This window comes from Luteococcus japonicus (assembly GCF_003752415.1).
In the GTDB taxonomy this organism is placed as follows: domain Bacteria; phylum Actinomycetota; class Actinomycetes; order Propionibacteriales; family Propionibacteriaceae; genus Luteococcus; species Luteococcus japonicus.
Map to the genome: position 1 here is coordinate 2909299 of NZ_RKHG01000001.1, position 26412 is coordinate 2935710.

The 26412-nt window shown below is 68.9% G+C and carries 27 protein-coding genes; 13 read left to right on the forward strand and 14 right to left on the reverse strand.

Annotated elements, in window-relative coordinates; genetic code table 11:
- Positions 1-27: 27 nt before the first annotated feature.
- Genes EDD41_RS13815 through EDD41_RS13830 form a run of 4 tightly spaced genes read right to left on the reverse strand, consistent with a single transcriptional unit; the run spans position 28 to position 2641 of the window.
- On the reverse strand, positions 28-843 hold the full coding sequence (locus EDD41_RS13815) for an energy-coupling factor ABC transporter ATP-binding protein (protein ID WP_094765768.1): 816 nt from the start codon (positions 841-843) through the stop codon (positions 28-30).
- Positions 836-1618, reverse strand: coding sequence for a cobalt ECF transporter T component CbiQ (cbiQ, locus tag EDD41_RS13820; protein WP_094765767.1), 783 nt, complete (start codon positions 1616-1618; stop codon positions 836-838). Before cbiQ ends, EDD41_RS13815 begins: the two co-directional genes overlap by 8 nt.
- On the reverse strand, positions 1618-1950 hold the full coding sequence (locus EDD41_RS13825) for an energy-coupling factor ABC transporter substrate-binding protein (protein WP_123576303.1): 333 nt from the start codon (positions 1948-1950) through the stop codon (positions 1618-1620). The genes cbiQ and EDD41_RS13825 overlap by 1 nt, the downstream gene beginning before the upstream one ends.
- A complete protein-coding gene (locus tag EDD41_RS13830; RefSeq protein WP_123576304.1) occupies positions 1943-2641 on the reverse strand; it encodes an energy-coupling factor ABC transporter permease in 699 nt (232 codons plus the stop codon). Before EDD41_RS13830 ends, EDD41_RS13825 begins: the two co-directional genes overlap by 8 nt.
- Before the next feature lie 499 nt (positions 2642-3140).
- Here EDD41_RS13830 and EDD41_RS13840 point away from each other — a divergent pair, with 499 nt between their 5' ends.
- Positions 3141-3596: a substrate-binding domain-containing protein gene (locus EDD41_RS13840; RefSeq protein WP_281273184.1), complete on the forward strand. Its 456-nt coding sequence runs from the start codon at positions 3141-3143 to the stop codon at positions 3594-3596.
- Here the strand turns inward: EDD41_RS13840 and EDD41_RS13845 are convergent.
- Positions 3590-6649, reverse strand: coding sequence for a GH92 family glycosyl hydrolase (locus EDD41_RS13845; protein ID WP_170165395.1), 3060 nt, complete (start codon positions 6647-6649; stop codon positions 3590-3592). The genes EDD41_RS13840 and EDD41_RS13845 overlap by 7 nt on opposite strands.
- Positions 6650-6725: 76 nt before the next feature.
- On the reverse strand, positions 6726-8147 hold the full coding sequence (gene glnA, locus EDD41_RS13850) for a type I glutamate--ammonia ligase (RefSeq protein ID WP_123576308.1): 1422 nt from the start codon (positions 8145-8147) through the stop codon (positions 6726-6728).
- A 113-nt stretch (positions 8148-8260) separates the two neighbouring features.
- Between glnA and EDD41_RS13855 the strand changes: the two genes are divergently transcribed.
- Both EDD41_RS13855 and EDD41_RS13860 read left to right on the forward strand, forming a co-directional pair.
- Complete coding sequence (locus EDD41_RS13855) at positions 8261-8692, forward strand: RDD family protein (protein WP_245995657.1); 432 nt, start codon at positions 8261-8263, stop codon at positions 8690-8692.
- A gap of 10 nt (positions 8693-8702) precedes the next feature.
- Positions 8703-9833 (forward strand): glycosyltransferase, encoded by a 1131-nt coding sequence (locus EDD41_RS13860; protein WP_094765761.1) that lies wholly within the window; start codon positions 8703-8705, stop codon positions 9831-9833.
- Positions 9834-9889: 56 nt separating this feature from the next.
- On the opposite strand, the gene EDD41_RS13865 is transcribed toward EDD41_RS13860, so the two are convergent.
- The 5 genes from EDD41_RS13865 to EDD41_RS13885 form a co-directional block, all read right to left on the reverse strand.
- Positions 9890-11644, reverse strand: a complete 1755-nt coding sequence (locus EDD41_RS13865; RefSeq protein ID WP_123576309.1) for a calcineurin-like phosphoesterase C-terminal domain-containing protein — start codon at positions 11642-11644, stop codon at positions 9890-9892.
- 135 nt (positions 11645-11779) lie between these two features.
- Positions 11780-13597, reverse strand: a complete 1818-nt coding sequence (locus tag EDD41_RS13870; protein WP_123576310.1) for an ABC-F family ATP-binding cassette domain-containing protein — start codon at positions 13595-13597, stop codon at positions 11780-11782.
- A gap of 6 nt (positions 13598-13603) precedes the next feature.
- On the reverse strand, positions 13604-14359 hold the full coding sequence (locus tag EDD41_RS13875) for a DUF4191 domain-containing protein (protein ID WP_094766175.1): 756 nt from the start codon (positions 14357-14359) through the stop codon (positions 13604-13606).
- A gap of 130 nt (positions 14360-14489) precedes the next feature.
- Positions 14490-16235: a 2-oxoglutarate dehydrogenase, E2 component, dihydrolipoamide succinyltransferase gene (sucB, locus tag EDD41_RS13880; protein ID WP_123576311.1), complete on the reverse strand. Its 1746-nt coding sequence runs from the start codon at positions 16233-16235 to the stop codon at positions 14490-14492.
- An 83-nt stretch (positions 16236-16318) separates the two neighbouring features.
- Positions 16319-17833: a leucyl aminopeptidase gene (locus EDD41_RS13885; RefSeq protein WP_123576312.1), complete on the reverse strand. Its 1515-nt coding sequence runs from the start codon at positions 17831-17833 to the stop codon at positions 16319-16321.
- A gap of 172 nt (positions 17834-18005) precedes the next feature.
- On the opposite strand from EDD41_RS13885, the gene gcvT reads away from it, so the two are divergent.
- Complete coding sequence (gcvT, locus tag EDD41_RS13890; RefSeq protein ID WP_123576313.1) at positions 18006-19118, forward strand: glycine cleavage system aminomethyltransferase GcvT; 1113 nt, start codon at positions 18006-18008, stop codon at positions 19116-19118.
- A gap of 6 nt (positions 19119-19124) precedes the next feature.
- Here gcvT and EDD41_RS13895 read toward each other — a convergent pair whose 3' ends face one another.
- Genes EDD41_RS13895 through EDD41_RS13905 form a run of 3 tightly spaced genes read right to left on the reverse strand, consistent with a single transcriptional unit; the run spans position 19125 to position 20263 of the window.
- Positions 19125-19430 carry a hypothetical protein gene (locus EDD41_RS13895; protein ID WP_094766171.1) on the reverse strand — a complete coding sequence of 102 codons (306 nt, stop codon included), beginning with the start codon at positions 19428-19430 and terminating at the stop codon, positions 19125-19127.
- Positions 19427-19645: a hypothetical protein gene (locus EDD41_RS13900; RefSeq protein ID WP_123576314.1), complete on the reverse strand. Its 219-nt coding sequence runs from the start codon at positions 19643-19645 to the stop codon at positions 19427-19429. Before EDD41_RS13900 ends, EDD41_RS13895 begins: the two co-directional genes overlap by 4 nt.
- Positions 19646-19654: 9 nt before the next feature.
- On the reverse strand, positions 19655-20263 hold the full coding sequence (locus EDD41_RS13905; RefSeq protein ID WP_094766169.1) for a DUF3043 domain-containing protein: 609 nt from the start codon (positions 20261-20263) through the stop codon (positions 19655-19657).
- A 166-nt stretch (positions 20264-20429) separates the two neighbouring features.
- Here EDD41_RS13905 and EDD41_RS13910 point away from each other — a divergent pair, with 166 nt between their 5' ends.
- From EDD41_RS13910 to ctaC, 9 genes are all read left to right on the forward strand, one after another.
- Positions 20430-21644, forward strand: a complete 1215-nt coding sequence (locus tag EDD41_RS13910; RefSeq protein WP_123576315.1) for an inorganic phosphate transporter — start codon at positions 20430-20432, stop codon at positions 21642-21644.
- A 13-nt stretch (positions 21645-21657) separates the two neighbouring features.
- A complete protein-coding gene (locus EDD41_RS13915) occupies positions 21658-21948 on the forward strand; it encodes a hypothetical protein (RefSeq protein WP_094766168.1) in 291 nt (96 codons plus the stop codon).
- A gap of 14 nt (positions 21949-21962) precedes the next feature.
- The gene (locus EDD41_RS13920) at positions 21963-22280 is read left to right on the forward strand and encodes a DUF3349 domain-containing protein (protein WP_123576316.1); all 318 of its coding nucleotides are present in this window, start codon (positions 21963-21965) and stop codon (positions 22278-22280) included.
- Positions 22280-22612, forward strand: a complete 333-nt coding sequence (locus tag EDD41_RS13925; protein ID WP_094766166.1) for a DUF3349 domain-containing protein — start codon at positions 22280-22282, stop codon at positions 22610-22612. The genes EDD41_RS13920 and EDD41_RS13925 overlap by 1 nt, the downstream gene beginning before the upstream one ends.
- Before the next feature lie 127 nt (positions 22613-22739).
- A complete protein-coding gene (locus tag EDD41_RS13930) occupies positions 22740-23552 on the forward strand; it encodes a PspA/IM30 family protein (protein ID WP_123576317.1) in 813 nt (270 codons plus the stop codon).
- Positions 23549-23836 (forward strand): PspA-associated protein PspAA, encoded by a 288-nt coding sequence (gene pspAA / locus EDD41_RS13935; RefSeq protein ID WP_123576318.1) that lies wholly within the window; start codon positions 23549-23551, stop codon positions 23834-23836. Before EDD41_RS13930 ends, pspAA begins: the two co-directional genes overlap by 4 nt.
- The gene (locus EDD41_RS13940; RefSeq protein WP_123576319.1) at positions 23836-24828 is read left to right on the forward strand and encodes a glycerate kinase; all 993 of its coding nucleotides are present in this window, start codon (positions 23836-23838) and stop codon (positions 24826-24828) included. The genes pspAA and EDD41_RS13940 overlap by 1 nt, the downstream gene beginning before the upstream one ends.
- Before the next feature lie 88 nt (positions 24829-24916).
- Positions 24917-25270, forward strand: a complete 354-nt coding sequence (locus EDD41_RS13945; RefSeq protein WP_094766162.1) for a HesB/IscA family protein — start codon at positions 24917-24919, stop codon at positions 25268-25270.
- A gap of 223 nt (positions 25271-25493) precedes the next feature.
- Positions 25494-26360, forward strand: a complete 867-nt coding sequence (gene ctaC, locus EDD41_RS13950; protein ID WP_484177315.1) for a cytochrome c oxidase subunit II — start codon at positions 25494-25496, stop codon at positions 26358-26360.
- The last annotated feature ends 52 nt before the right edge of the window (positions 26361-26412 follow it).

Here is a 26412-nt window from a genome sequence, read left to right on the forward strand (position 1 = left end):
GGAGTCCTTCGCAGGGTGTGGGGTGCATCAGTGTGGGGTGGTCAGTGCGGTGACGATGTCGTCGAGGTGCCGGGGTGCGACGCCCAGGCCGAGCCGGGCGGCCAGTTCCAGTGGCCAGGGGCGGTGCAGGCGGGCCGCTGCCAGCAATGTCTGGTCGGCGAGGATGTCAGTGACCGGGCCCTGCCGCACCGTCCCGTCCAGCACCACGGCGGCCTGCTCGCCCCAGGCCAGCGCCAGGTCCACGTCGTGGGTGGCCAGCACGACGGTGGTGCCCTGGGCAATCAGTCTCTCCAGGGCCGCCAGCATCTCGTGCACCCCGGCCGGGTCCAGGCCCGCCGTCGGCTCGTCCAGCAGCAGTACCTCGGGGCGCATCGCGACCGCACCTGCGGTGGCCACCCGCTTGCGCTCCCCATAGGAGAGCTGATGGGTGGGCCGTTCGGCCAGGTGGCTCACGCCCAACAGGGCCAGCGATTCCCTCACCCGGGCGCGCACCTCGTCGGGTGGCAGCCCCAGGTTCATCGGGCCGAAGGAGACGTCCTGGCTGACGTCGGCACTGAAGAGTTGGTCGTCGGGGTCCTGCAGCACCAGCTGCACCCGACGGCGGTGCTCCCGCAGGGCGCCCCGGCCACTGCCCAGCCGGTTTCCTGCCACCTCGACGGTTCCCGACGAGGGACGGTGAGCACCGGACAGGCAGCGCAGCAGGGTGGTCTTGCCGGAGCCGTTGGCACCCAGCAGGGCCAGCCGGCAGCCTGTCGGAAGCTCCAGTCCGGCCCCGCGAAGCACCTCCTGCCCGAGGTAACCGGCGTGCAGTCCGGTGGCACGCAGCACCAGGGCCTCAGCCATGACGCACCGTCAGCCAGACCAGGGCCCAGATGCCGGCCAGGGCGGTGGCACTCGCGGCGAGGAAGCGGGTGGAGGCGGGCCGGTCGAGCGGCAGGGTGGTCAGCGATGACTCGTAGCCCCTGCCGGCCAGCCCTTCCTCGAGGCGTCGCGCCTGGTCCCAGGAGCGCACCAGTACCGCACCGACGGCATCGCCCGTGGCCTCGATCCGGCGTCGTAAGGGTGCGGCATCGCACAATCGGGCGGCCTGGGCCTGCCGGATGCCGATGGCGGTCGTCAGGAGAACCCAGAGCAACCGATAGGTGAGCGATGCGACCTCCAGCAGTGGGTCGGGGATGCGCAGGCGGCGGCAGGAGGTGATCAGGTCCACCATCGGGGTGGTGGTGGCCAGCACCATCAGGGCCAGCGCGCCGGCGATCCCGTGGCCGGTCAGTGCGGCGCACCGGGCAAGGCCTTCGTGGCTGAGGCTCAAGGGGCCCCACTGCCACAGCAGCCGGGAGTCTGCGGCGGGGGCACCGAGCCCGACCGCCACCGACGCCGCGCCGATCAGGATGAACACCAGCGGTGGGGTCATCACCCTGGTGAGGACCGTCGGCCGGATCCGGGCCGGGCCCAGGATGGCGGCCAGCGCGACCAGGGAGACCAGCACGGTTCCCGGCCATGGGGGAGCGACGAGGGCGGTGAGCACCAGACCGAGGCTCAGCGCAGCCTTCTCACCGACGCGACGACGCCGCCAGGGGCTGGCCCAGGCGGCGTCGTCGACCGAGGAGAGGCGCATCAGTCTTGCTTGCTGCGTTCGGCGCGGCGGCCGCGCAGGTTGCCCAGCACAAAGCCGAAGGCGCCGGCGCCAAGGGCTGCCTGCAGGGCGAACAGGCCAGACTCGATCTCTCCGGAATCGGGGGAGAACAGGGGCTCGAACCACGGCTCGACGCCCTTGTCGGCGAGCACTTCGGTGACCGCTGCATCGGTCCCGCCGAAGGCCTCGGCATCGGCTCCGGAGGGGCGTGGCGCCAGGGCCATGCACAGGGCGAAGATCGCGACGATGGCCGCGATGAGCACGGGCGTCACCCAGCGCTGGACGGGCCGGGTGGTGACGTGGGCCTCAGACATGAGCGGCCTCCTTCACAGGGCGGGAGCCACCGAATCCGAAGACACCGAGCCGTTGCAGGTCGGGCAGCGCGACGCGGGACAGGAAGCGGAAGACCAGCACGCCCAGCAGCCCTTCCATCGCGGCCAGCGGGATCTGGGTCACGGCGAAGATGCCGAGGAACTTGGCCAGTGAGCCGAGCAGGCCGCTACCGGCGTCGGGGTAGGCGATGGCCAGCTGGAGGGAGGTCACGCAGTATGTGACCAGGTCCGCGAAGAACATGGCTCCGAAGACCCCGGCATACCAGGGCAGGCGCGCCCTGCGGCACAGCATGTACACGCCGTAGCCGGCCCAGGGTCCGGCGATGGCCATCGAGAAGACATTGGCACCCAGGGTGGTGATGCCGCCGTGCGCCAGCAGCAGGGCCTGGAAGAGCAGGACGACGCTGCCCAGGAAGGCCATCACCGGTGGTCGGAAGAGGATGGCCCCCATGCCGGTTCCGGTCGGGTGCGACGAGGAGCCGGTCACCGACGGGAGCTTGATGGCGGACAGGACGAAGGTGAAGGCGCCGGCAGCGGCCAGCAGCAGCTTGTTCTCCGGGCTCTTGCGGGATTCCGCAATCACGGCTCTGGCGCCGTGGACCACGAAGGGGGCGCTGGCGGCGTACCAAATGGCACATTGTGCGGGGGACAGGAAACCTTCTGCGATGTGCATCGCGGTGACTCCTTCTCGAGATGACGCGTCTCGTGTGGTGGGTCTGTCATCGCGGGCGAGTTCCTGACTCCCGACGCTCGTGGCGTCGGACACAGTGGCGCGACCGTGCCGGCTCTTCCGGCTTCCTCGATCCTGCGGTGATCATGTGGTGATCATGTGGAGTTGTCTGTGTTCCCTCGCTGGGGGATCACCTTCGCCAGATTATGTCACACGGGTGGTGCCCGTCCCGGAGATGGCTCCGGGTGACGTGACGGGGTGATCTTTGCGCACCAGCGTGCCAAAAGAGATTGGACGGTTGAAACATGTACTGACCGGAGGCAATGGTGGCGGGGTGAGGCGGACGACCATCAAGGACATCGCCGGGTGAAGGCCGTCGCGGCGGAGCTGGGATGGACTGCAGCGCCGCCGCGGCCGCCCTGTCCGGCAGGCGTGCCGGCGCCCTGGGCCTGGTGATGAGGCACGGTGAGGGTGATGACCAGGCCGAGGTCGGCTGGGCCACATCGCCGGCCCCCACGAATGGCACTACGTCCGGTGGCGGACCGAGGCGCTGCGCGCCCGGGCGCGCCAACTGGGCCTGGCGGCCACCGTGACGCACGTGAACACGCGCGACGAGATGGCAGGGATGCAGGCCAGCACGCGCATGCTGCGCGGCTCCGAGGCCCCCACCGCCGTCATCTACTACAGCGAGCTGCTGACCATCGGGGGAGTGGCGGCCTGCCATGACGCCGGTCTCGGGGTGGGTCGTCAGGTGGGCATGGCCAGCTTCGAGGACTCCCCGGCCCTGCGGATGCAGCGTCCGGGCATCATTGCTCTGCGCCGCCGCTCCGAGGAATTGGGGGCGATGGCCGCCCGGGCTCTGCTGGCCCTGGCCGACGGTGAGGATCCGACGATGGAGGTCGGTCCGCTCCCGGAGCTGGCGGTGCGTGGTTCCTCCGGCCGGTGGCCGACTCAGTAGACCTCGACCTGGCAGAGGGTGACGTCGTCCAGCAGGCAAAGACGCAGCGCGGACACCTCTCCCACCGGCGGCAGCTCGAAGGGCATGGTCTGGTCCGGCCAGCGCACCTCGCGGGAGACGAGCACCTCATCCAGCGGCGCGTCGTCGGGGCCCAGCAGTGTCACCGTCATCCGGACGGGGCCCATGTCGGCAGTGGTGAGCGTGATCAGCCGGGGTTGCCAGGGCTCGGGCCAGTGGGCCTCCAGCCGTGTCTGCGCCGCCAGCCGTACCCGCTGCCGCCCCCGGTCGTCCATCAGCGCTCTCGCCTGGTGGTCGGGCAGGCCACTCAATCGGGCCAGTGCCGAACGGTCGCGGCGGTGCGGACCCCATGCCGTGCCCAGTGGACCGGTGGACAGGCTGGCCGGGCGGCTGTCGGCACCCCACGCCGTGGGTTGGTCGCTCAGTTCGATGCACAGTTCGACGGCGCCCCGCAGGTCCTCGACGCCGATGCTGCAGGCCGACCACGGCTCGCCATTGCGGGTCACGGAGGCGACGAAATGGCCTGTGCCGCGAGTGGTGATGCTCAGCGTCCCTTCCGGGCGCTGCCAGGTCATCGGGGTCAATGGTGCGCCCAGCACGTACCCACCGCTGCCCGGCGCCAGGGGGTAGAGGCCCATGGCGGCGAAGAGCCACCACGCGCTCATCTCGCCGTTGTCCTCGTCGCCCGGATAGCCCTGCCCGATCTCGGAGCCGACGAAGGCACGGTCCAGCGCGTCGCGCACCAGCTGCTGGCTGCGCCACGGCTGGCCGGCTGCCAGGGGCATGAAGGAGATGTGGTGGGCGGGCTGGTTGGACAGGGCGAACTGGCCCAGTCGCAGGGCGCGCGCCTCGCGCATCTCGTGGATGATGCCGCGGTAGCCGCCGCGATGGTCTGCGCGCTCCGGGGTGGCCAGCAGCCGGTCCAGATGCCTGGCCAGGGCCTCTTCTCCGCCGTGCAGCGACGCCAGCAGGGCACCGTCCTGCGGCAGGCTCACGCTCATTCCCCAGGCCGTCGTCTCGGTGTAGTCGCCACCCCAGCGTTCAGGGGCCAGCGAGGAGGTGCTCCAGGACCCGTCGCCGCGACGGCCACGCAGGAATCCCGTCGTGGCGTCGAAGACCTCACTGATGCCCAGGGCACGGTTGGTGCACCACGACGCGGTGGCCTGCAATTCCTCGACGCGCTCGCCGATGCCCAGCTCCTCCGCGCGGCGGGCCAGGCCGGTGGCCCACGCGGCGATGGCCGCATCGCAGATGGCGTTCTCCACGGTCCAGCTCAGGGCCTCGTGCACCTCGTCACTGGCCACCCACCCCCGGAACCGGGCCGCGCCGAGGCCCTTGCGTCCCACCGTCGCATCCGGTGGCGGGCAGCTGGCATTGCGCAGTGCGGAGTCGAAGGCCGCCACCTCGTCGAAGTCGATGCCATGGGCGCTGGCGCTGGCGAAGATGACATCGCTGGAGGTGCCCACCATGGAGTCGATGTGCCCCGGGGCGCTCCACCGGCCCATCCAGCCGCTCTCCCGCCAGGCAGGCAACAGTCCGTCGACGAGGTGCGCGGTGCGCCGCGGATCGGTGAGGCCCAGCAACGGCCAGCAGGTGCGGTAGGTGTCCCAGTAGCCATTGTTGACGTACAACCGCCCCTCGACGACGGGGCTGGCGGTGCGCTCCCAGCGCTGCCGCAGCCGGGCCCGCGCACCCATTGGCTGGAAGGGGGAGGCGTGCACCCAGTGCGGGTGCTCGGCGGTGCCGGTGTTCTCGTGCATGGCGCTGGGCCACAGGTGCAGCCGGGCCAGGTTGGACCAGGCGACGATCCGTTGCTCGGTGCTGGCCTCGGGCAGCACCAGCCGCCCCAACAGTTCCTTCCACGCGGCCTCTGCCCGGCCGCGGACCTCGTCGAAACTCGCCTCGCCGATCTCCAGGTCCAGGTTGTGCCTGGCCTGCTCGACGGAGATGAAACTGGTGGCCAGCGCCACCTCCAGCACGCGGCCCTCGCCGGCTTCGGCCTGCAGCACCGCGGCCCGGCGTCGGCCCCGGGTGGTGACCAGGTGGGCGCGTTGCCGGGTGATGCCGTAGCAGAAGCCCACCGGGTCCCGTTGGCGTCGGCCATGGCCGGGTGCCGGTTCAATCCGGCCTCTGAGCGCCAGCCGACCGTCGGGCAGCGGGGTGATCTGCCAGCGGCCGGGCTGCGGCATGTCCAGCACCACGCCACAGGCTTCGTCGGTGGGCATGGTGAAGCGGAAGATGCCGCCGTGGTCGGTGGGGGTGACTTCCGCCACCATGCCGTCGGCCAGCGCGACGCGGTAGTGGTGTGGGCGGTCCAGTTCGGCGTCGTGGCTGAAGGCCACGCTGCGTCGGGCCGGATCGACGTGCGGGGTGCCGTGCCAGCCCATCAGCTGCACGCCGGCGCGGTCGTTGATCCAGGGCGAGGGCTGGTGGCTGACGGCCAGCGCCTCCAAACGGGGCCCGCCTTCGGGGGCCCACTGGTAGAGCCAGGTGCGGCTGCGGGCGTCGGTGACCGGGGTGAGCAGGTTGAAGCCGTGCGGCATGGCGACGGCGGGCAGGGTGTTGCCCCGGCTGAAGGTGGGGGCGGAGTTGGTGCCGCGCCTGGTCCGGACGTGGTCTACGGGGGAGTTGGCTTCCGGTTCCGGTGGTACGACGCCCAGCCACTGCACCCACAGAGTGCCGCGACCGGCGGGAAGCTCCAGCGCCATCTGGACGTGCTGCCCGGCGAACTCGTCGAGGTCCAGTTCCAGCAGGTTCCACTGCTCGGCCACCAGACAGGTCAGGCGCTCCCGATCTGCCGGGTGATCGTGACGGTGCCCGTGCTGGTCGGTCAGTGGGTACACCTCGTCACCCAAGAGCACGACGGGCCACGCGGTCGTCGCGTCGAAGCCGTCATTGCCGCACAGCTCCGGGAGGATCGCGACGCGCGCCCGGTGCCCCGCCTCCACGGTGAAGTCCTCGTGCAGGGGCACGACGTCGGCGCGGCCCAACTCGCACCGTGACAGGGGGACGTCGGGGACCAGGGGCTGATTCACCGCACCATTCGAGCACAACGCGGCACGGGCCGCCATCACACTGTGATGGCGGCCCGTGCCGTTCTGTCGTCGCGGGTCAGATCGCGAAGTACAGGTCGAACTCGTAGGGGTGGACCCGCTGGCGGATCTCGTCGATGTCGGCGCGCTTGATCTGGATCCAGGTCTCGATCAGGTCCGGGGTGAACACGTCGCCCTGCAGCAGGTACTCGTGGTCATCCTCCAGGTTCTTCAGGGCCTCCTCCAACGAGGCGGGCACCTGGGCGACCTGGGCGTGCTCCTCGGGCGGCAGCTCGTAGAGGTCCTTGTCGATCGGCTCCGGCGGCTCGATCCGGTTCTGGATGCCGTCCAGGCCGGCCATCAGCATGGCGGAGAAGGCCAGGTAGGGGTTGGCCGACGGGTCTGGGCAGCGGAACTCCACGCGCTTGGCCTTGGCATTGCTGCCGGTCAACGGAATGCGCATGCAGGCCGAGCGGTTGCGGGCCGAGTAGACCAGGTTCACCGGCGCCTCGAAGCCCGGCACCAGCCGGTGGTAGGAGTTCGTCGACGGGTTGGTGAAGGCCAGCAGCGACGGGGCGTGCTTCAGGATGCCGCCGATGTACCAGCGGGCCAGATCGGAGAGCTGGCCGTAGCCGTTCTCGTCGTAGAACAGGTTGGTGCCGTCATTCCACAGCGAGCTGTGCACGTGCATGCCGGAACCGTTGTCACCGAAGATCGGCTTGGGCATGAAGGTGGCGGTCTTGCCATTCACCCAGGCGGTGTTCTTCACCAGGTACTTGAACAGCATCACCTTGTCCGCGCTGGCGGTCAGGGTGTCGAAGCGCCAGTTGATCTCGGCCTGGCCACCGGTGCCGACCTCGGAGTGGGCGCGCTCGGTCTGCATGCCCAGCTTCTCCATGTGGGCAACGATCTCGTCGCGCAGCTCGCAGAAGTGGTCGACGGGGGAGACCGGGAAGTATCCGCCCTTCAGCTTGACCTTGTAGCCGCGGTTGCCACCCTCCTCGACCCGCCCGGTGTTCCAGGCGCCGGCCTCGGAGTCGATCTCGTAGAAGGAGCCATTGGTCTTGGTCTGGAAGCGGACGTCGTCGAAGACGTAGAACTCGGCCTCGGGAGCGAAGAAGACCGCGTCACCCAGGCCGGTGGAGGCGAAGTAGGACTCGGCCTTCTTGGCGATGTTGCGGGGGTCCCGGGAGAAGGGCTCCTTGGTGATCGGGTCGTGCACGAAGAAGTTCACCACCAGGGTCTTCGACACCCGGAAAGGGTCGATGAAGGCGGTGGTCGGATCGGGCATCAGCGCCATGTCCGACTCGTGGATCCGCGTGAATCCCTTGATCGAGGAGCCGTCGAAGGACAGGCCCTCCTCGAAGACGGCCTCGTCGAAGGCCGCTGCGGGAACCGTGAAGTGCTGCATGACGCCGGGCAGGTCGCAGAAGCGGACATCGACGCTCTCGATGCCCTCGTCCTTGATGTACGCCAGCAGGTCTTCGGCGCCTTGGAACATGTTTCCTCCAGGTGGGAACTTCTTGGGTGTTGCCAAGAACCTATCGAGCCCTGATTGCCCGACGGTTCCGGCCATGTAACAGCGACGTTACAGCGCCCGGTAGGCTCGCGAGCATGACCAGCCCCAGCATGTCCGAAGACCAGTACCCGGGTCAGAGCCTGCAGCTGCCGCGGGCCGGACGAGGCTCGCTGGCCAGCTGGAATGCCCGTCTGGCGGCGCTGGTGATCGACTGGGCGGCCTGCATGATCCTGTCCCGTCTGCTCTTCGGCGACGGCGTGTTGCGCGGCTTCGGCTGGGAACGGTGGGCACCGATGGCCCTCTACTTCCTGCAGAAGGCGGTGCTGACCGCTCTGGCCTCCGGCTCCTTCGGGCAGCTGGTGAGCCGGATCGCGGTGGTGCGCCTGGACCGCGAGCCCCTCGGATGGCTGCGCTCCGCGCTGCGGGCGGGCATGAAGGTGCTCGTGGTCCCGGCCGTGGTGATCGGTGCGGAGCGTCGCGGGCTGGACGACCTCGCACTGGGTACCGTCGTGGTGAACCGTCGATGAGGGAGAACTCATGTTCGTCGTGATCGTCGCCCGGGGAGTGCCGAGTACCCGCACCCCGCTGTGGGGAATCTTCGAACTGGACCAGGCCCGCGCCTTGCGTGCGGCCGGCCACCGGGTGGCCATCGCCGCCCTTGACGTGCGCTCCCTGCGCCGCTGGCGGCGCTTCGGGGTGCGGCATGAGGTAGTGGCCGGCATCGACGTCCACACCGTGAGCGTTCCTCTCGGGCGGGTCCCCTCCAGCCTGGACCAAGCCGTGCTGGACCGCGCCTTCGACGCCGCCTTTGCCCGGATCATCGCCCTGCACGGCATGCCCGATGTGGTGCACGCGCACTTCACCAAGTACGCATTGGCGGTGGCCCGCAGCACCTACCGTCGCAAGTTCGCGCTTGTTAACACCGAGCACAACTCCAAGTTCACCCGGCAGGCCATTCCCTACGACCTGCGCCTCAAGGCGAGCGAGGCCTACCGTCGCTCCGACGCGGTGGTGGCCGTCAGCCAGGCGCTGGCCGACGTGATCACCGACAACTTCGACCTGCCCGTGCGGGTGGTGCCCAACATCGTCGACGTCGCGACCTTCGCCCGCCTTCCCCGCCGGCAGCACGACGGGATCCGCTTGGTAAGCGCCGGCAACCTGCTGCCCCGCAAGCGGATGGCCCTGCTGGTGGACGGCTTTGCCCGGGCCTTCGGCGACCGGGAGGACATCTCCCTGACAATCATCGGCGAGGGGCCCGAGCGCGAGGCGATCGAGGCACACGCTGTGGAGGCAGGCGTCCAGGGCCGGGTGCGCCTGCTGGGCCAGCGCTCGCGCGCGCAGATCGCTGCCGAGTTCGCCACCTGCGACGGCTTCGTGATGCTCAGCGAGTGGGAGACCTTCGGCGTGGTCTTCATCGAGGCGATGGCCTCCGGCCTGCCCGTTCTGGCCAGCCGCTGCGGTGGTCCGGAGGGCTTCTTGCACGAGGGCGTCGGGATGTTCGCGGAGACGGACTCCGCCGAGGAACTGGCCGGCTCCCTGGCCCGCTTCGTCGAGCACTTCCGGGACTGGGATGCCGACGGCATCCGCGCCGACGTCGTCTCCCGTTTCGCCCCCGAGAGGATCGCGGCGCAACTGAGCGAGGTCTACGCCGAGGTCACCGCCCGCTGACGCACGACGCCCGCGGCCACCAGGGCCGCGGGCGCCGGACAAGCGCGGTCAGCGCGTCACTCGGTCACCTCGATGGTGATCTTCTCCGACGATGTGCGGCCGTGGGCGTCGGTGGCGCGCACGGTGGCGGTGTGCTTGCCCACCTCGAGGTCGGTCGGCAGGCCCTGCCGCCACAGGTGCATCGAGCGGTCCGCGACGGAACCGCCGTGCACCAGCTGCTCCTGCGCGGCGGCCGGGTCCGAGTACTCGGCACCCACGTACTGGCCCTCACCGGTCATCGGCTGGGTGCGGGTGGCCTTCTGGGCGCGACGTCCGTCGATGCTGACCGTCACCTTGGAGCCGGTGGAGCCCATGAAGAAGTTGGTGGTCAGCCAGGTGCCGGGCTTCGGCTTGCCGGTGGCGGGCTTGTTCTTGCGGTACCAGTCCCGGTAGGCGGGGGTGTTGAGCCCCAGCTGCATCTGGTCGGCGCCCTTGTCTCCACGTACCGTGAAGCGCTCGGTGTAGCGGTTGCCCTTGACGTCCAGGGTCACCACGCCCGGCAGGCCGCCGTCGCGCTGCACGGCCATCGGGAAGCCACCCTCGAGCATCCGGCCGGTGTACCAGTCGCCGGAGATGGCGCCGGAGGTGATGTGGGCGAAGGGCAGGCCGGCGACGCCGAAGATGTCTTGCCAGCCGGCCATCGAGTCACCCTTGCGCATGTTCTCGATGCTGTGGGTGTGGCCCGAGACCGCCACGGCCTTGCGGCCCTTGAGCAGCTTGTAGACCTGCTTGACCTCGTCGATCTGGTGCTGCTCGCTGCCCTGGTCGGCGAAGGTCAGCAGCGGGATGTGCCCGGCGACGACGACCAGCTTGTTCTTGGGCACACGTGACAGGTCCTGCTTCAGCCACTCGATCTGCTTGCTGCCCAGCGCACCGTTGTAGCTCTTGCCCGGCACCGGGTAGTCGACGGTGTCGAGGGAGACCACATGCACGCGGCCCACGTCGTAGGAGTGGTACGTGGGCCCGAAGTTGGCTCGGTAGGTGTCGTAGACGTGGGCGCGGCTCTTCGCGTCGTAGTCCATGTCGTGGTTGCCGGGCAGGAAGCGGGCCGGGCCGTTCAGCCTCTTGGTGAGCTCGCGGATGCCGGGGTACAGGCTCAGGTCGTCGCCGACGATGTCACCGATGAACAGGGCACCGCAGCCGTCGTAGCCGGTGCGGGCGTTGAGGTCCTTGAAGGCGCCCTTGGCGGCGTAGTCGGCCTCGACCTTCTTGTAGGTCTGGATGTCACCGCCGATGATGCATTCCTGCTCGGTGGTGGCCGTGGCCTGGCTCGTGACCATGCCGAAGTTGACGGCCTTGGGCAGCAGCCCGGTGGGCTTCATGCCGCCGTACTTCAGCTTGGGGGAGCCGGCGGGCATGTGGTTGTAGTGGAACTGGGCCACATTGGCCTCGTCGACGGGGACCTGGTAGCCGGCGGGCTGGGTGACGAAGACGGTGGTGTTGTCATCGACCGGGAGCTTGTAGTTGCCCTGGCGGTCGGTGGTGACGACCTTGCGGCCGTTGGAGACGGCCACGCCGGCGATGCCCTTCTCGCCGGGGTCCTTGACCGAGTCACGGTCGGCGTCGACGAAGACGCTGCCCCGCAGGACGCGGGCCTTGGCATCCTTGCCGGGAACGACCTGGACCTGGCCGCGGTAGGTGTCGTCGGCCGGCTTCTCGGGGGCGGCGGTGGCGGCGGGGGAGGTGGTCAGCAGGGTGGCGCCGAGGGCCAGGCTGGTGAGGCTGCCGACGAGGGCGGCAGCCCGGCGACGGGAGGGGGTGAGGGCAGGCATGGAGATTCCTTCCGAGGGGGTGTGGTACCCGGGGGTGTGGGTGCCACACCAACCTAGGAAGCGTCGGTGACATCGACGTGACCAGCAGACCAAGCCCTCGCGACCAGAAGCCAACCAGGTAAGGGATTCAAGGAATCAGCCCTCGGCGATCTCCGCGGCCTCCAGCCAAGCCAGCTCCAACTCGTCCGCCTCGTCACTGGCCCCCTGGAGTTCGGCCTGCAGTTCGGCCAGCTTTGCGTAGTCGCTGGCGGCCTCCGCCATCCGCGCGTGGGTCTTCTCCATCCGTGCCCGCAGCTTGGTGAGCTGTCCGTCGATCCGGCTCATGTCCTTGCGGGCCTGGCGCACCTCGGCTTGCGAAGCCTTGGGCTGTGCACCGGTCTCGCTCGTCGCCGGTGCATCTGCGTCCGCCGAGCCGGTCGCGCCCACGTTCCCCGAGCCTGGCGAGGGGCGCTTGCGCCGGTGCTCCAGGTACTCGTCGACACCTCCGGGCAGCAGCACACAGCGCCCGTCGCCCATCAGGGCATAGGTGTAGTCCGTGACGCGCTCCAGGAAGTAGCGGTCGTGGCTGACGATGATCATGGTCCCCGGCCAGGTGTCGAGGTAGTCCTCGATCACGGTCAGGGTGTCGATGTCCAGGTCATTGGTGGGCTCGTCCAACAGCAGCACATTGGGCTCGTCCATCAGGATCATCAGGAAGCTCAGCCGGCGACGCTCGCCACCGGAGAGCTCACCGATCCGGGTGACCAGCTTCTCCCCGGTGAAGCCGAATTCCTGCAGCAGGTTGGAGGCCGACGCATCCTTGCCGGTGGCAAGCTTGGTCTCCTGCTTGAGCCGGTTGACGCTCTCCAGCACCGTCTCGCGCTCGTCCAGTTCGCCGATGTGCTGGGAAAGGTGCCCCAGCCGCAGGGTCTTGCCCTGCTTGACCCGTCCTGACGTGGGGGAGAGCTCGTGCGCCAGCAGGTTCAGCAGCGTGGTCTTGCCGGCGCCGTTGACGCCGAGCAGACCAATCCGGTCGCCCGGCCCGATGGACCAGGTGAGCTGGTTCAGCAGGGTGCGCTCGCCGAAGCGCAGCGTCACCTTCTCCAGGTCGAAGACGTCCTTGCCCAGCCGGCTCACGCTGAACTGCTCCAGGGCCAGCCGGTCGCGTGGCGGCGGCACGTCCTCGATCAGGGTGTTGGCGGCTTCGATGCGGAATTTCGGCTTCGACGTGCGTGCCGGCGCACCGCGGCGCAGCCACGCGAGTTCCTTGCGCACCAGGTTCTGGCGGCGTGCCTCATTGGCGGCGGCCTGCCGGGAGCGCTCGGCGCGGGCCAGCACGTAGGCGGCATAGCCACCGTCGTAGGGGTCGACGACGCCGTCGTGCACCTCCCAGACGCGGTTGCAGATGGCGTCCAGGAACCAGCGGTCGTGGCTGACCACCAGCATGGCGATGTTGCGCTGCTGCAGGGCATTCAGGTGGTCTGCGAGCCAGGCCACGGCCTCGACGTCGAGGTGGTTGGTCGGCTCGTCGAGGACCAGCAGGTCATGGTGGCCCAGCATCAGGCTGACCAACCCGGCGCGGCGCCGCTCCCCGCCGGACAGGCGGGACAGCTCGGCATCCAGGTCGATGTCGGCCAGCAGGTGTTCGACGACGGCCCTACGGTAGGCATCGCGGGCCCAGACATGGTCCGGCTCACCGTCGACGATCAGGTCACGGACGGTCTGGCCCTCACACACCTGTTCCGCCTGGGTGAGGACCCCGATCGAGACGCTTCCGGTGCGGGTGACCCGGCCGTCGTCGGGCTCGATGGCGCCGGTGAGCACCTTGAGCAGGGTGGACTTGCCGTCACCATTGCGGCCGACGACGCCGATCACGTCGCCCTTGCCGAGGCCGAGGGAGACCTCGTCGAGGATGGTGCGCGTGCCGTAGGTCTTGGTGACCCGTTCGGCATTGAGAATGTTGGTGGCTGCCACGGTGGATCAGCGGCCGCGCATCGCGCGACGCGAGCCCTGCTGGGGCAGCGGGCCCTTGGGGACCGGGATGCGAGAGCGCACGGCGTCCATGGCGCGCAGGCGCTTGGTGACCTCATCGATCTTGGCGGCATCCAGCTGCTTGGGCAGCTTCTTGATGTGGTCGGCCAGCTTGGGCAGGGGCACCTGACCGGCGGCATCGCCCATCTGGACGGTCTGCACGGTGACGCCGTAGGCGGTCTGCTCGTGGCGCTTCACCTCGGTGGCCAGCAGCTGCTTCAGGCGGCCGGGGTCGCCCTCGCCGACGAGGATCAGGCCGCCGGGGCCCACGACGCGGTGCACGACATCCATCTGACGCGTGGCATTGATGGCCGGGGTGGACTGCCAGCCCTTGGGCAGCATGTTGAGCGCGATCTCGGCGGAGCCGGGCTGGCCCTCGTAGCGCTTGTAGACGGAGTTCTTGACGCGGCGGGTGAACAGCAGCATCGCCACCGTCATGCCCACCATGATGCCGAGCAGGATCCAGAACCAGACGGGCTTGACCAGCACGCCGAGCAGGATGCCCAGCAGCACCGGGCCGAAGAAGCCCGCGGCCAGCACCAGCGGGAGCTTCGGATCGGCTTCCTTGGTGAGGCGGTAGCTTTCCTTGATCTGGCGCATCTGGCTCCAGTCGCGCGGGTCGGAGGAGTTCTTCTTGCGCTCCTTCTCCGCCTTGACCTGGGCCTTCTGCTTGGCCGCCAGTTCCTTGGCCTTCTCGCTCGCCATCGTCGCTCCGGATCGTCTCGTCGGTCGTGCGGCGGCCATCGGGCCACCGCCGCCCAATCCTAGCCGTCAACGCCGCACGGGCCCGCATCCGGTGTGGGTGCGGGCCCGTGCGGGTGGTTCAGGATGACTCTCAGGCGCCGAGCTCCCCGGCGAAGTCACCCTCCTCCAGGCGCGCCTTGACGGCGGCCAGGAAGAGGGCGGCCTTCGCACCGTCGATCAGACGGTGGTCGTAGGTCAGCGAGAGGTACATCATGTCGCGCACCGCGATCACGTCCGCACCGTCGACGTCCATCACCATCGGGCGCTTGACCAGCGCACCGGTGCCGAGGATCGCCACCTGGGGCAGGTTGATGATCGGGGTGTCGAACAGGGTGCCGGCCGAGCCGTAGTTGGTGATGGTGAAGGTGCCACCACCCAGCTCGTCCGGGGTGACCTTGTTGTCGCGGGTGCGGGAGGCCAGGTCGGCGATCTTCTTGGCGAGGCCGGCGATGTTCAGGTCGCCCGCATCCTTGATCACCGGGACCAGCAGGCCCTTCTCGGTGTCCACCGCGATGCCGATGTGCTCGACGTCATGGTAGGTGACCTGGTTGTCCTCGATCGTCGCATTGACGAAGGGGAACTGCTTGAGGGCCTCGATGGATGCCTTCGTGATGAAGGGGAGGTAGCTCAGCGACGCACCCTCACGCTTCTTGAAGTCGTCCTTGTGGGCCTTGCGCAGCTGCGAGATCTTCGTGAGGTCCACCTCTACGGTCGCCGTCAGCTGTGCCGAGGTCTGCAGGGACTCGGTCATCCGCTTGGCGATCGTCTGGCGCAGACGGCTCATCTTCTCGGTGGTGCCACGCTTGCTGGAGTCCGCACCCTTCGGGGCAGGACGCTCGCCGGCGTGAGCCGCAGCGGCCGGAGACGAGGCGGCCGGAGCAGCGGGAGCGGCAGCCGGGGCCTTCTTGGCCTCGGCAGCGTCCAGCACATCCTGCTTGCGGATGCGGCCACCGACGCCGGTGCCGGTCAGCGAGTTCAGGTCGACGCCATTCTCCGCGGCCAGCTTGCGCACCAGCGGGGTGACGTACGGGCCGGGCTCGTCGCTAGACGCAGCCGGGGCAGCGGGAGCCGGGGCAGCAGCCGGGGCAGCCGGAGCCGGGGCAGCAGCCGGGGCAGCCGGAGCGGCCGGAGTCGGGGCAGGTGCTGCGGCCGGAGCGGGAGCCGCGGGGGCTGCAGCGGGAGCGGGGGCGGCGGAGGCGTCACCGACGATGGCCAGCACGGCGCCGACCTCGGCCACCTCGTCCTCCTTGACCCGGATCTCCAGCACAGTGCCGGCGACGGGCGAGGGGATCTCGGTGTCGACCTTGTCGGTGGAGACCTCGACCAGCGGCTCGTCGGCCTCGACGGTCTCGCCGACCTCCTTCAGCCAGCGGCTGATGGTGCCCTCGGTGACGGACTCGCCCAGGGCGGGGAGGGTGACCTCGGTGCCCTGCGCTCCACCAGCGGGGGTCTCGGCGGCGGACGGATCGGCCGGAGCGGCCTCGGTCTGGTTGGCCTCGGCCTGCTGCTGCACGCTGGCGTCGGCGGGCTGCTCGTTCTCGGCGGGCTTCTCCGTCGAGGGAGCGGCGGGGGCGGGCGCCGCGGCGGCACCGGCCTCGGACTCCTCACCGATGACGGCGAGGACGGCGCCAACCTCGGCGACGTCATCCTCGGCGACGCGGATCTCGAGCACGATGCCGGCGGCGGGCGAGGGGATCTCGGTGTCGACCTTGTCGGTCGAGACCTCGACGAGGGCCTCGTCGACCTCGACACGGTCTCCGACCGCCTTCAGCCAGCGAGAGACGGTGCCTTCGGTGACGCTTTCACCAAGGGCCGGAAGAGTGACTTCGGTCGCCATGAGGTTGGGGCTCCTTTGCAAGTCCATGGAATGTCAGTGCCAGACTAGCCTCCCATCCGGCCCTTGGCACAGTGGGTGGGCGTTCAGGCCTGCAGGCTGCGGGCCAGCTCGACGAGGGTGCGCACCGCGTGACCGGTACCCCCGGCGGGCACGTAGTCGTGCGGCTCGTCGTCGTTGAAGGCGGGCCCGGCAATGTCCAGGTGGGCCCACGCGACGTCCTCCTCGACGAAATGTTGCAGGAAGGCGGCGGCGGTCAGTGCACCGCCCAGCCGGGGGCCGCCGGACTTGAGGTCGGCAACCTTTGACTCCAGCGATTCGCGAAGGTACTCCGGGATGGGCAGCTGCCAGAACTCCTCGCCGGCCGTCTCCGCGGCGTCCAGCACCAGGTCGGCCGTCGGGTCGTCGGAGGTCATCAGGCCGGCCATCCGATTGCCCAGGGCCACCATGCAGGCGCCCGTCAGGGTGGCGACGTCCACCACCAGGTCAGGCTTGTCGGCCTGCGAGCGGGCCAGGGCGTCGGCCATCACCAGACGGCCCTCCGCGTCGGAGTTCACGTTCTCCACCGTCGTGCCGCCATACATGCTGATCACGTCGCTGGGCCGGTAGGAGGCGCCCGAGGGCATGTTCTCCGCCATCGACGCGTAGCAGGTGACCCACACGTCCAGGCCCAGCTCGGCGATGGCGTGGGTGGCGGCGAGCACGGCGGCGGCACCACCCATGTCGCACTTCATCGTGTACATGCCGTCGGCCGGCTTGAGGTTCAGGCCGCCGGTGTCGAAGGTGATTCCCTTGCCCACCAGGACGAGGTGGTTCTTCGCTCCGCGTGGCTTGTGCTCCACCCGGACCAGGCGCGGCGGGCGCTGCGAGCCCCCACCGACGGCCAGGATGCCGCCGAAGCCCTCCTTGGCCAGCTGCTTCTCGTCGAGCACCTCGACGGCCAGCTTCGTGCCCTTGGTCAGTTCGCGGACCTCCTCGGCGAAGGACTCGGGGTAGAGCAGGTTGGCGGGGGCGTTCACCCAGTCGCGTGCCACCAGCACGGCCTGCGCGACGGCCTGGGCATCGGCCACGACCTGCTTGGCCTCAGCACCGCCCAGTGAGGTCACGACGCTGAGCCGGCTGATCTTCGCGGCCGCCTCGGTGCCCACCTTGGCGAACTCGTAACCACCCAGCACGATGCCCTCGATGACCGCGCGGACCAGCTCGGACTCGGCAGTCTCCAGGCTGACGGCCACGTGCAGTGTCGTCTCCTTCGCCAGCGCGGCGGCGGAGCGCGCCGCGGCACCGCAGCTGCGGCGTACCTGCTCCGGCGAGAGCTCGTCGCTGCCCAGACCCACGGCCAGCAGCCGGGAACCGACTCGTGGCAGCTGGGTGACGGTACCCGCCTTGGGGCTGGCGCCGAGGTCCGTGGCCAGCTCCAGCAGGTCGCCCGGCGCGGCCTTCGCGATGCTGGCCGGAACCCCGACGAGGGCGGGGCTGTCGGCCTGGCCGGTCACGCCGAGGACCAGCACGTCGGCATCCCCGGGGGCCTGGCCGACGAGTTCGATCGTGGGAAGGAGGGCGCCCCGGGTGAGGGGGCTGGGGGTGCGCGGAGTGGGCACTGGCCTGACCTTTCTGCAGTCAAGGGTTTCTGCTCTGACCTGCTCAGGCTAGCCCAGCGAGGATCGCCCCTACGGCTGGGCCTTGCGGCTGGGGTAGTTTGGCTCGCAAGAAGTTCTCGCAGCAGCGGCGACGGGGCCGAGGATCTGCTGCCCGCCGAAGGAGGAGAACCCCATGACGCAAGACCTGCTGACTTCGCCCCTGAATGCCCGACATGACCAGGCGGGGGCCAAGTTCGCCGAATTCGGCGGCTGGTCGATGCCGCTGGAGTACGCGGGCGGGGGAGTGCTGGCCGAGCACCATGCCGTCCGGGACGGCATCGGCATCTTCGACGTCTCCCACCTCGGCAAGGCCCTGGTCAGTGGTGCTGGCGCCGTCGATTTCCTGAACGGCGTGCTCGCCAATGACCTGCGCAAGATCGGGCCCGGCAAGGCCCAGTACACGATGCTCTGCAATGAGTCCGGCGGCGTGGTCGACGACCTGATCGCCTACCTGAAGTCCGACGACGAGGTCTTCCTGATCCCCAATGCGGCGAACACCACCACGGTGGTCCAGGTCCTGCAGGCCGCAGCCGAGGGCACTGGCATCACGGTCACCAACCAGCATGCGGACTTCGCCGTGCTGGCGGTCCAGGGGCCCAAGGCTCTGGAGCTCGTCAGTGGTCTGGGTCTTCCGGTGGACATGGACTACATGGGCTTCGCCGTCGTCGAGCGTGACGGGTGGAGCATGACCGTCTGCCGCACTGGCTACACCGGTGAACTGGGCGTCGAGCTGGTGACGCCGTCGGAGCACGCCGTCGAGGTCTGGGACGAGGTGGTGGCGGCCGGTGAGCAGTACGGCATCCGTCCCTGTGGACTGGCAGCCCGCGACACGCTGCGCACGGAGATGGGCTACTCGCTGCACGGCAACGACATCACGCCCGAGATCAATCCGGTCGAGGCCGGTCTGTCCTGGGCCGTCGGCTGGAAGAAGGAGGAGCCCTTCCACGGTTCCGAGGCGCTGCGTCGCATCAAGGCCGAAGGCCCCGCTCGTCGGATGCGCGGGCTGCTGGCAGAGGGGCGGGGGATCGCCCGTCACGGCATGGCCGTCGTCGACGACGAGGGCAACCAGATCGGCGAGGTGACCAGCGGGACCTTCTCGCCCACCCTGAAGCAGGGCGTGGCGCTGGCGCTGGTCGACGCCGTCCATGGCCTCGATGAGGTTGTCGGCGTGCAGGTGCGCAACCGGGTCGAGAAGTTCCGGATCGTCAAGCCGCCCTTCGTCACCCCCGAGGTGCGCGAGGGCTGAACCGGCTCAGGCGCCGGCCGCCGCCGTCCGGCGGCGGTCGGCCACCGCCAGCGCCGTGCCGAAGCCGGCGACGACCAGGCCGGCGACGATCAGCACCGGCTGGGACAGCCGCGCCGCATGCATGCGCTGCTCATAGGTCTGCACCTCGTCGGTCCCCATGGCGCCGAAGTCATTCTTGTGGCAGACGTCCCCGGGATGCATCTGCACGCCACGGCAGGTGACGTCGGGATGGGTCGCGGACCACGCCCCGAACAGGGCAAGCGCCAGCCCCGCCAGGGCAAGCAGCACGTGCGCCCAGGCGCGACGGCTCACTGTTCGTCCAGGGACATGGGGCCGTAGACCAGCCGGTCCTCCTCGAAGAGGCTCACCTGGGCCACCCCCAGGTCGGAGAGGTCGTCGTAGTACTCGGCCAGCCAGGCCTCGGCCTGTGCCTGGTCGTCGAAGCGCTTGCCGATACCGGCGCCCGCGAGGTCATCGTCCGAGGTCTCGGCTCCAGGGGTCAGTTCCGCGGTCCACAGGTAGCTCATCATTGCTCCTCAGTAGCTCTCGCCACGCTTGACGCGGGGCTCGGGACGGCGCAGGGCGCGCATGGTCATCATCCGGTTGATCATGTACATCATCAGGCCGCGCTGCTTGGGCTTGAGCCCCCGTTCCAGGGCGATCCGCTTGAAGGAGCGCCAGCGCAGGGTGATGTTGACCAGCCAGAGGGCGAAGATGGCGAACATCAGCCCACTGGTGACCTGCTGGACGGTGTAGTTGCGGCCGAAGCCCAGACTGACGGCCATGATCACCAGCATCAGCGGGATGGTGAACTCGGTGATGGTCAGCTGCGAGTCGACGTGGTCACGGGCCAGGGCGCGCTCCGGGATCCGCTCGGCGACATCGAGATTACGCATCCGCTGCTCGCGATCCGCCTGTCGTTGGGCCTTCTTGGCCTCCTTCGGCGACAGCGTCGGGTGCAGGCGGGCCATCCTGGCCGCCTCCGCCTCAGCACGGGTGGGGGTGCGGGTGCCCTTCTTCTGCGGCGTGCGCGCGCCGGTGCTCGTGCCGCCCTGCTCGGCGGCCTGCGCCAGCGACGCCGCCGTGGAGCCAGTGCTCCTGTCGGCCTCGGTCTTGCCCTGCTCATAGGGTCGGAACAGTCCCACGTCTCGTCCTCGTCGTCTCGGGGGGACCGGTCACCCGGTCGCCATGCCTTCCACATCCTACGGGGCGCGGCCGACAGCCGAATGTCACTGCCCCGTCACCGGTGGGAAATCCGCTGTTCCCACCCCGGAGTGTCCAAAGTGATGGTGGGTGAGCAACAATTCGGGGGTGACTGTAGAACTGCTGCTGCTGGGACTGGTCGTGATCACGGCCATCGCCTTCGACTTCACCAATGGCTTCCACGACACCGGCAATGCGATGGCCACGTCCATCGCCACGGGGGCGCTTGCGCCCAAGGTTGCAGTGACGCTGTCCGCCGTCCTCAACCTCGTCGGGGCCTTCCTGTCGGTCGAGGTGGCGCTGACCGTCACCAATGCCGTGATCAAGATCCAGGACACGTCTGGTGCACCGAAGACGGAGTACCTGGCAAACCACGGGCACCTGCTGCTGATGATCGTCTTCTGCGGTCTGGTCGGTGGCATCACCTGGAACCTGCTGACCTGGCTGCTGGGCCTGCCGTCGAGCTCCTCTCACGCGCTCTTCGGTGGCCTGGTCGGTTCCACGCTGGCGGCGCTCGGTGCCAGCGGCGTGAACTGGGCGGGCAATGGGAGCAAGATCGACGGTGTGCTGGGCAAGGTCATCCTGCCCGCGCTGGCCTCGCCGGTGATCGCCGCGGTGGTGGCCACCTGCGGCACCTGGCTCGTCTACCGGATCACCGAGGGCGTGGCGGAGCGGTACAAGGAGTCCGGCTTCCGCTGGGGACAGATCGGCACGGCCTCATTGGTCAGCCTGGCCCACGGCACCAATGACGCCCAGAAGACGATGGGCGTCATCACGCTGGCTCTGATTGCCTCGGGCCACTGGACCAGCACCGATTCCATCCCCGGCTGGGTGAAGGTCGTCTGCGCGCTCGCCATCGCCCTGGGTACCTACCTGGGCGGTTGGCGCATCATCCGCACCCTCGGCAAGGGCCTGGTGGAGATCAGTTCCCCCCAGGGCATGGCGGCGGAGGCTTCTTCGGCAGCCGTCATCCTGACGTCCAGCCACCTGGGCTTCGCACTGTCCACCACCCACGTCGCCACCGGGTCGATCCTCGGCACAGGCCTGGGTCGCAAGGGTGCCGAGGTGCGCTGGGGCGTTGCATTGCGCATGGTCAGCGCCTGGCTGATCACCCTGCCCGCTGCCGGTCTGGTCGGAGGCCTGTGCTACCTCATCGGCAGCAGCCTGCCCGGCTACCTCGGGGTGCTGACGGTCTTCGCGATCCTCGTCGGGCTCTCGGGCTACTTCTTCATCCACTCGCGCCGCAAGCCGGTCAGCGCCCACAACGTCAACGACGAATGGGACCCTGCCACCGCCCCGGCCGCCACCCACGTCACTCACTGACAAGGACCGCGACATGTTCGAACTCTTCCTGAACGCCGTCCTGCAGATCCTGCTGGTCGGCCTCCTGGTGGGCGCAGGCCTGCCCGCCCTGTTCTCACTCGGCATCAAGGCCATGGCCTACGGTGCCGGGGGAGATGCCGAGATCAGCCACGAGGCGGGCCACCCGGTCGGCACGGTGGTCGGCTACCTGTGCTTCGTGCTGGTGCTGGTCGCCATCGCCATGGGCATCTCCATCGTCGTCTCCTCCGGCCTGGGGTACAAGGTCTCCTTCCAACACGTCTTCCCCAACTTCACCAAGAAGTGAGCAGAGGTCCCGCCATGGCCAATCCCATGACCAAGATCCTTGCCTGGCTGCGCGCCGGTTATCCCGAGGGTGTTCCCCAGGGGGACTACATCGCGCTGCTCGGACTGCTGCACCGTTCCCTGACCGACGAGGAGGTGGAGAGGCTGGCCATCGAGTTCTACCGGGGTGAGCAGGGCGTCGATGACTCCCTCACGGAGGACCAGATCCGAGCGACGATCCGCGAGCAAATCCACCTGAACCCGAGCAAGGACGACGTCCTGAGGGTCCTCGAACGGATCGAGGCGGGTGGCTGGCCCCACGTCCACCCGTCCGCAGAGCCATCGGGCCACTGATGTTCTCCTACCTCGACAGGGTGATCGACTGGTTGAAGGCCGGCTATCCACAGGGGATCCCGGACCGGGACTACATCCCACTGGTGGCGGTGCTCAAACGCCGGCTGACCAGCGAGGAGATCCAGGAACTCGGCCATCAGCTGACCGACTCCGGCCTGGTGCCGGCGGACCGGATCGACGTCGGTACCGGCTATCTCGCCATCACCGACGAGCTGCCCAGCGTCGAGGAGCTGGACCGGGTCACCCTGAAGCTGCGCGAGGCGGGTTGGCCCGTCGACAACTCCCGGTGGAGGGAATGGCCCGGCCCATCCACGGACGCACGGCAACCCTGACTCGTCCCGGGTGTCCAGCTGAAGGCGAACGCACTCTTGCTCGTTTGCGGCCACACGCCCCCTAAGCTGGACGATGACTGCTGCGCCGAGGACTCGGCGCACCCAGAGCGGAAGGACCGACAAGCACATGGCTGGCATTTTTCAGAGGATCTCCACGATCTTCCGAGCAAAGGCGGACAAGGCGCTGGACCGCGCGGAGGACCCGCGCGAAACGCTCGACTACTCCTACCAGCGTCAGCTCGACCTGCTGCAGAAGGTGCGTCGCGGTGTTGCGGACGTCGCCACCAGCCGCAAGCGCGTCGAACTGCAGGCCTCGCAGCTCAACGCCGAGGTGGACAAGCTCACCACCCAGGCCCAGCGTGCATTGGAGCAGGGCCGAGAGGACCTGGCCCGCGAGGCACTCACCCGCAAGTCCGGACTGCAGCAGCAGCTGGGCGACCTCCAGGCCCAGCATGCCCAGCTCCAGGGCGAGGAGGAGAAGCTGGTGCGCGCCTCCACCCGGCTGCAGGCGAAGGTCGACGCCTTCCGCACCCGCAAGGAGACCATCAAGGCCACCTACTCGGCCGCCGAGGCGCAGACCCGGATAAACGAGGCCTTCAGTGGCATCAGCGAGGAGATGGGCGACGTCGGTCTTGCCGTCCAGCGTGCCGAGGACAAGACGCAGGAGATGCAGGCCCGCGCCGGTGCCATCGACGAGCTGCTGGCCTCCGGCACCCTCGACGACCCTTCGGGCACCTACAAGGACGACATCACGCGTGAGCTGGATCAGCTGGCCTCCACCAGCCAGGTCGAGGACGAGTTGGCTGCCCTGAGGGCCAAGGTCTCCGGTGAGATCGCCCCGGCCACCAAGCCGGTGGCCCCGGCCATCGAGGGCGGCGCCGCTGCACCGAAGGCCCAGCCGGCCCAGCAGCCCGTCGCCGACGAGGAGGGCCAGTCATGATCGTCCGCATCCTGGGCGAAGGCCAGTGGCGCGTCGCGCCGGAGGCCATGCAATCCCTCAACGAGCTCGACGACCGCGTTGCCGATGCCCTGCGGAAGGACGACCAGGAGGCCCTGCAGTCCTCACTCGCCCTCCTGCTGGAGCAGGTCCGAGCCGGTGAGCCGCTGGCCGATGACGACCTGGTGGAGTCCGACCTGATCATTCCCGATTCCTCGGCCAGTCTCGACGAGGTGCGCGCCTTCCTGGAGGAACAGGGCAATGGCGAGGGATTGATCCCGGGCTGATGCGAGTCCTGGTCGCCACGGGCGCCTTCCAAGACCTGACCTCCGCCCAGACCGGGGCCGCCATGGCCCGGGCCTGGGCGGAGCTCGGTGCGCAGTGCGCCGTCGTGCCCATCGCCGAGACGGGCCAGGGCTTCGGCCGCGCCTGGGCGGACTTGGTCCAGGCCGGACCCACGGACTGGTCTGACGTGGAGGTCTTCGCCGCAGACGGCGGCATGGCGCTGCGCTTCGTCGACGAGAACCCCGCGGAAGCGGATGAGCCCAGCAGTTCGGAACGGCTGGGCGTGTCCGTGGCCGCCCTGCTGGCCTGGGCCGAGCACGACGGCCTGCCGCTGCCGGAGCTGTGGCTGGAGGTTCCCGCATGGACCTGGGGCGATGGGGGAGCGGGCTTCTGGCATGCCACCCGGCAGTGCCACGCCCGGCTGCGGGGGCTGCGCCTGCACCTGGTGACCACCTCGGCGCAGGCCGGATTGCAGCTGACGGGACTGCGCGGCATCACGGCGGCCACCATGCACACCACCGGCGCCCACCCGGGAGAGCTGCTCGCGGCAGACCAACGGCTGGTGGACTGGTGCACGTCCATGGGTGATCCCGCTCTCGGGACCACGCAGGGAGCCGGCGCGGTCGGCGGGCTTGGCGCCGCGGTCCTGGCGCTGGGTGGTGACATCGTCACCGGACCTCGTGAGGTCGCGCGCCACGCGCGGCTCGCCGACTCCGTGCAGCAGGCAGACCTCGTCGTGACCGGCTACGACGAGTTGGACTTCGGCAGCAAGGGCGGGGACCTGGTGCCCGTCGTGACCGAGCTCGCCGAGTCGGCCGGACGGCCCGTGGTGGCGCTGGCCCGGCACAACTGGATCTCGGCGCGGGAGCTGCGCACCATGGGCGTCGAGCAGGGCTATGCGCTGCAGTCCGAGGACCAGGGGGAAGCCGAGGTACTGACCGCGGACGGCATCACCGCCGCCTGCCGCACCATTGCCGGTACGTGGCACTGGTGAGCCCGGGTAGGGTGGGCCGCGTTCGTCGGGAATACGGCACGGCCGGCCGGCGTTGAGCATCGTTGACAAGGCTTCCAGGAGGAACACCATGACCGACATCACCATCCAGACGAGCACCGACGGCATCGTCCTGACCGACGTGGCTGCCGCCAAGGTCAAGTCCCTGCTCGAGACCGAGGGTCGAGACGACCTGGCCCTGCGTGTGGCGGTGCAGCCCGGCGGCTGCTCCGGCCTGCGCTACCAGCTCTTCTTCGACGAGCGCCAGCTCGACGGTGACGTCGTCAAGACCTATGGCGACGTGAATGTCGTCACGGACAAGATGAGCGCCCCCTACCTCGCGGGTGCCAAGATCGACTTCGTCGACACCATTGAGAAGCAGGGATTCACCATTGACAACCCCAATGCGCAGGGTTCCTGCGCCTGTGGGGACTCCTTCCACTGAGTCCCTGTCACACGGCAAATCCCGTCGTCCCGTCGCACAGAACAGATGCGACGGGACGATTGTTTTTGGGTTAGTCTTTGGGCGGAACCCGCCGTGGGGACCCGTCTGCGCCATCGTGCACCGAGTCCCGGCCGGCAAGGGTGCCAGGAATTCGGGGTCACGGACCCCACTCCTCCATTCTTCTGAGACGTGGGGGAGCACATCACGGTGGAAGGGCATTGACGTGGGTCTTGAACTCAACGCATGGCGCCGCGGGTCCGGCAGGACCTTGGCGCTCGGTCTGGGCGGTGCACTGCTGCTCGGTCTGACCGGGTGCAGCACGGGCGAGGGTCGGGGTACCTGGTCCCGCATGGGCATGGTCGAGCCGGCTTCCGATCGCGCGCCCTTCATGTCTGACCTGTGGATCGGTGCCTGGATCGCCTGTGCGGTGATCAGTGTCATGGTCTGGGGTCTGATCTTCTACGCGATGTACAAGTTCCGCCGTCGTGAGGGCAACCAGGTGCCGCGCCAGACGCGCTACCACGTGCCGCTCGAGGTGTTGTACACCGTGGTGCCCTTCCTGATCATCATCGTGCTGTTCTTCTACACCGTGCGCGCGGAGAACCGGGTGCTGGCCAAGACGGAGCCGGCGCACACGGTCAATGTCGTGGGCCAGAAGTGGTCCTGGAGCTTCAACTACATGGAGCAGGACAACGCCAAGATCGGCGCGGTCGCCCATGAGGTCGGCACCATCGAGAAGATCCCGGACCTGTACGTGCCGGTCAACAAGCCGATCCGTTTCAATCTCGAGTCCGCCGACGTCATCCACTCGTTCTGGGTCCCGGCCTGGTACTTCAAGCTGGACGTCATCCCCGGCCACAAGAACAGCTTCGACGTGACCCCCACCAAGCTGGGCACGTTCGACGGCAAGTGCGCCGAACTCTGCGGCACCTACCACGCCGCCATGCTCTTCACCGTCCACGTCGTGACGGAAGAGGAGTACAACGCCTACGTGAAGGGGCTGGTTGCCAAGGGCCAGACCGGTGAGCGCAAGCCGCCGTCGGCCGCCTCCGCCCTGCCGTCCGCCCCCGCCAAGGAGGAGAAGAAGTGACCACCCTGACCCGCACGACGGGCGCCCCCGCCACGACGGTTCGTCGTCGTGA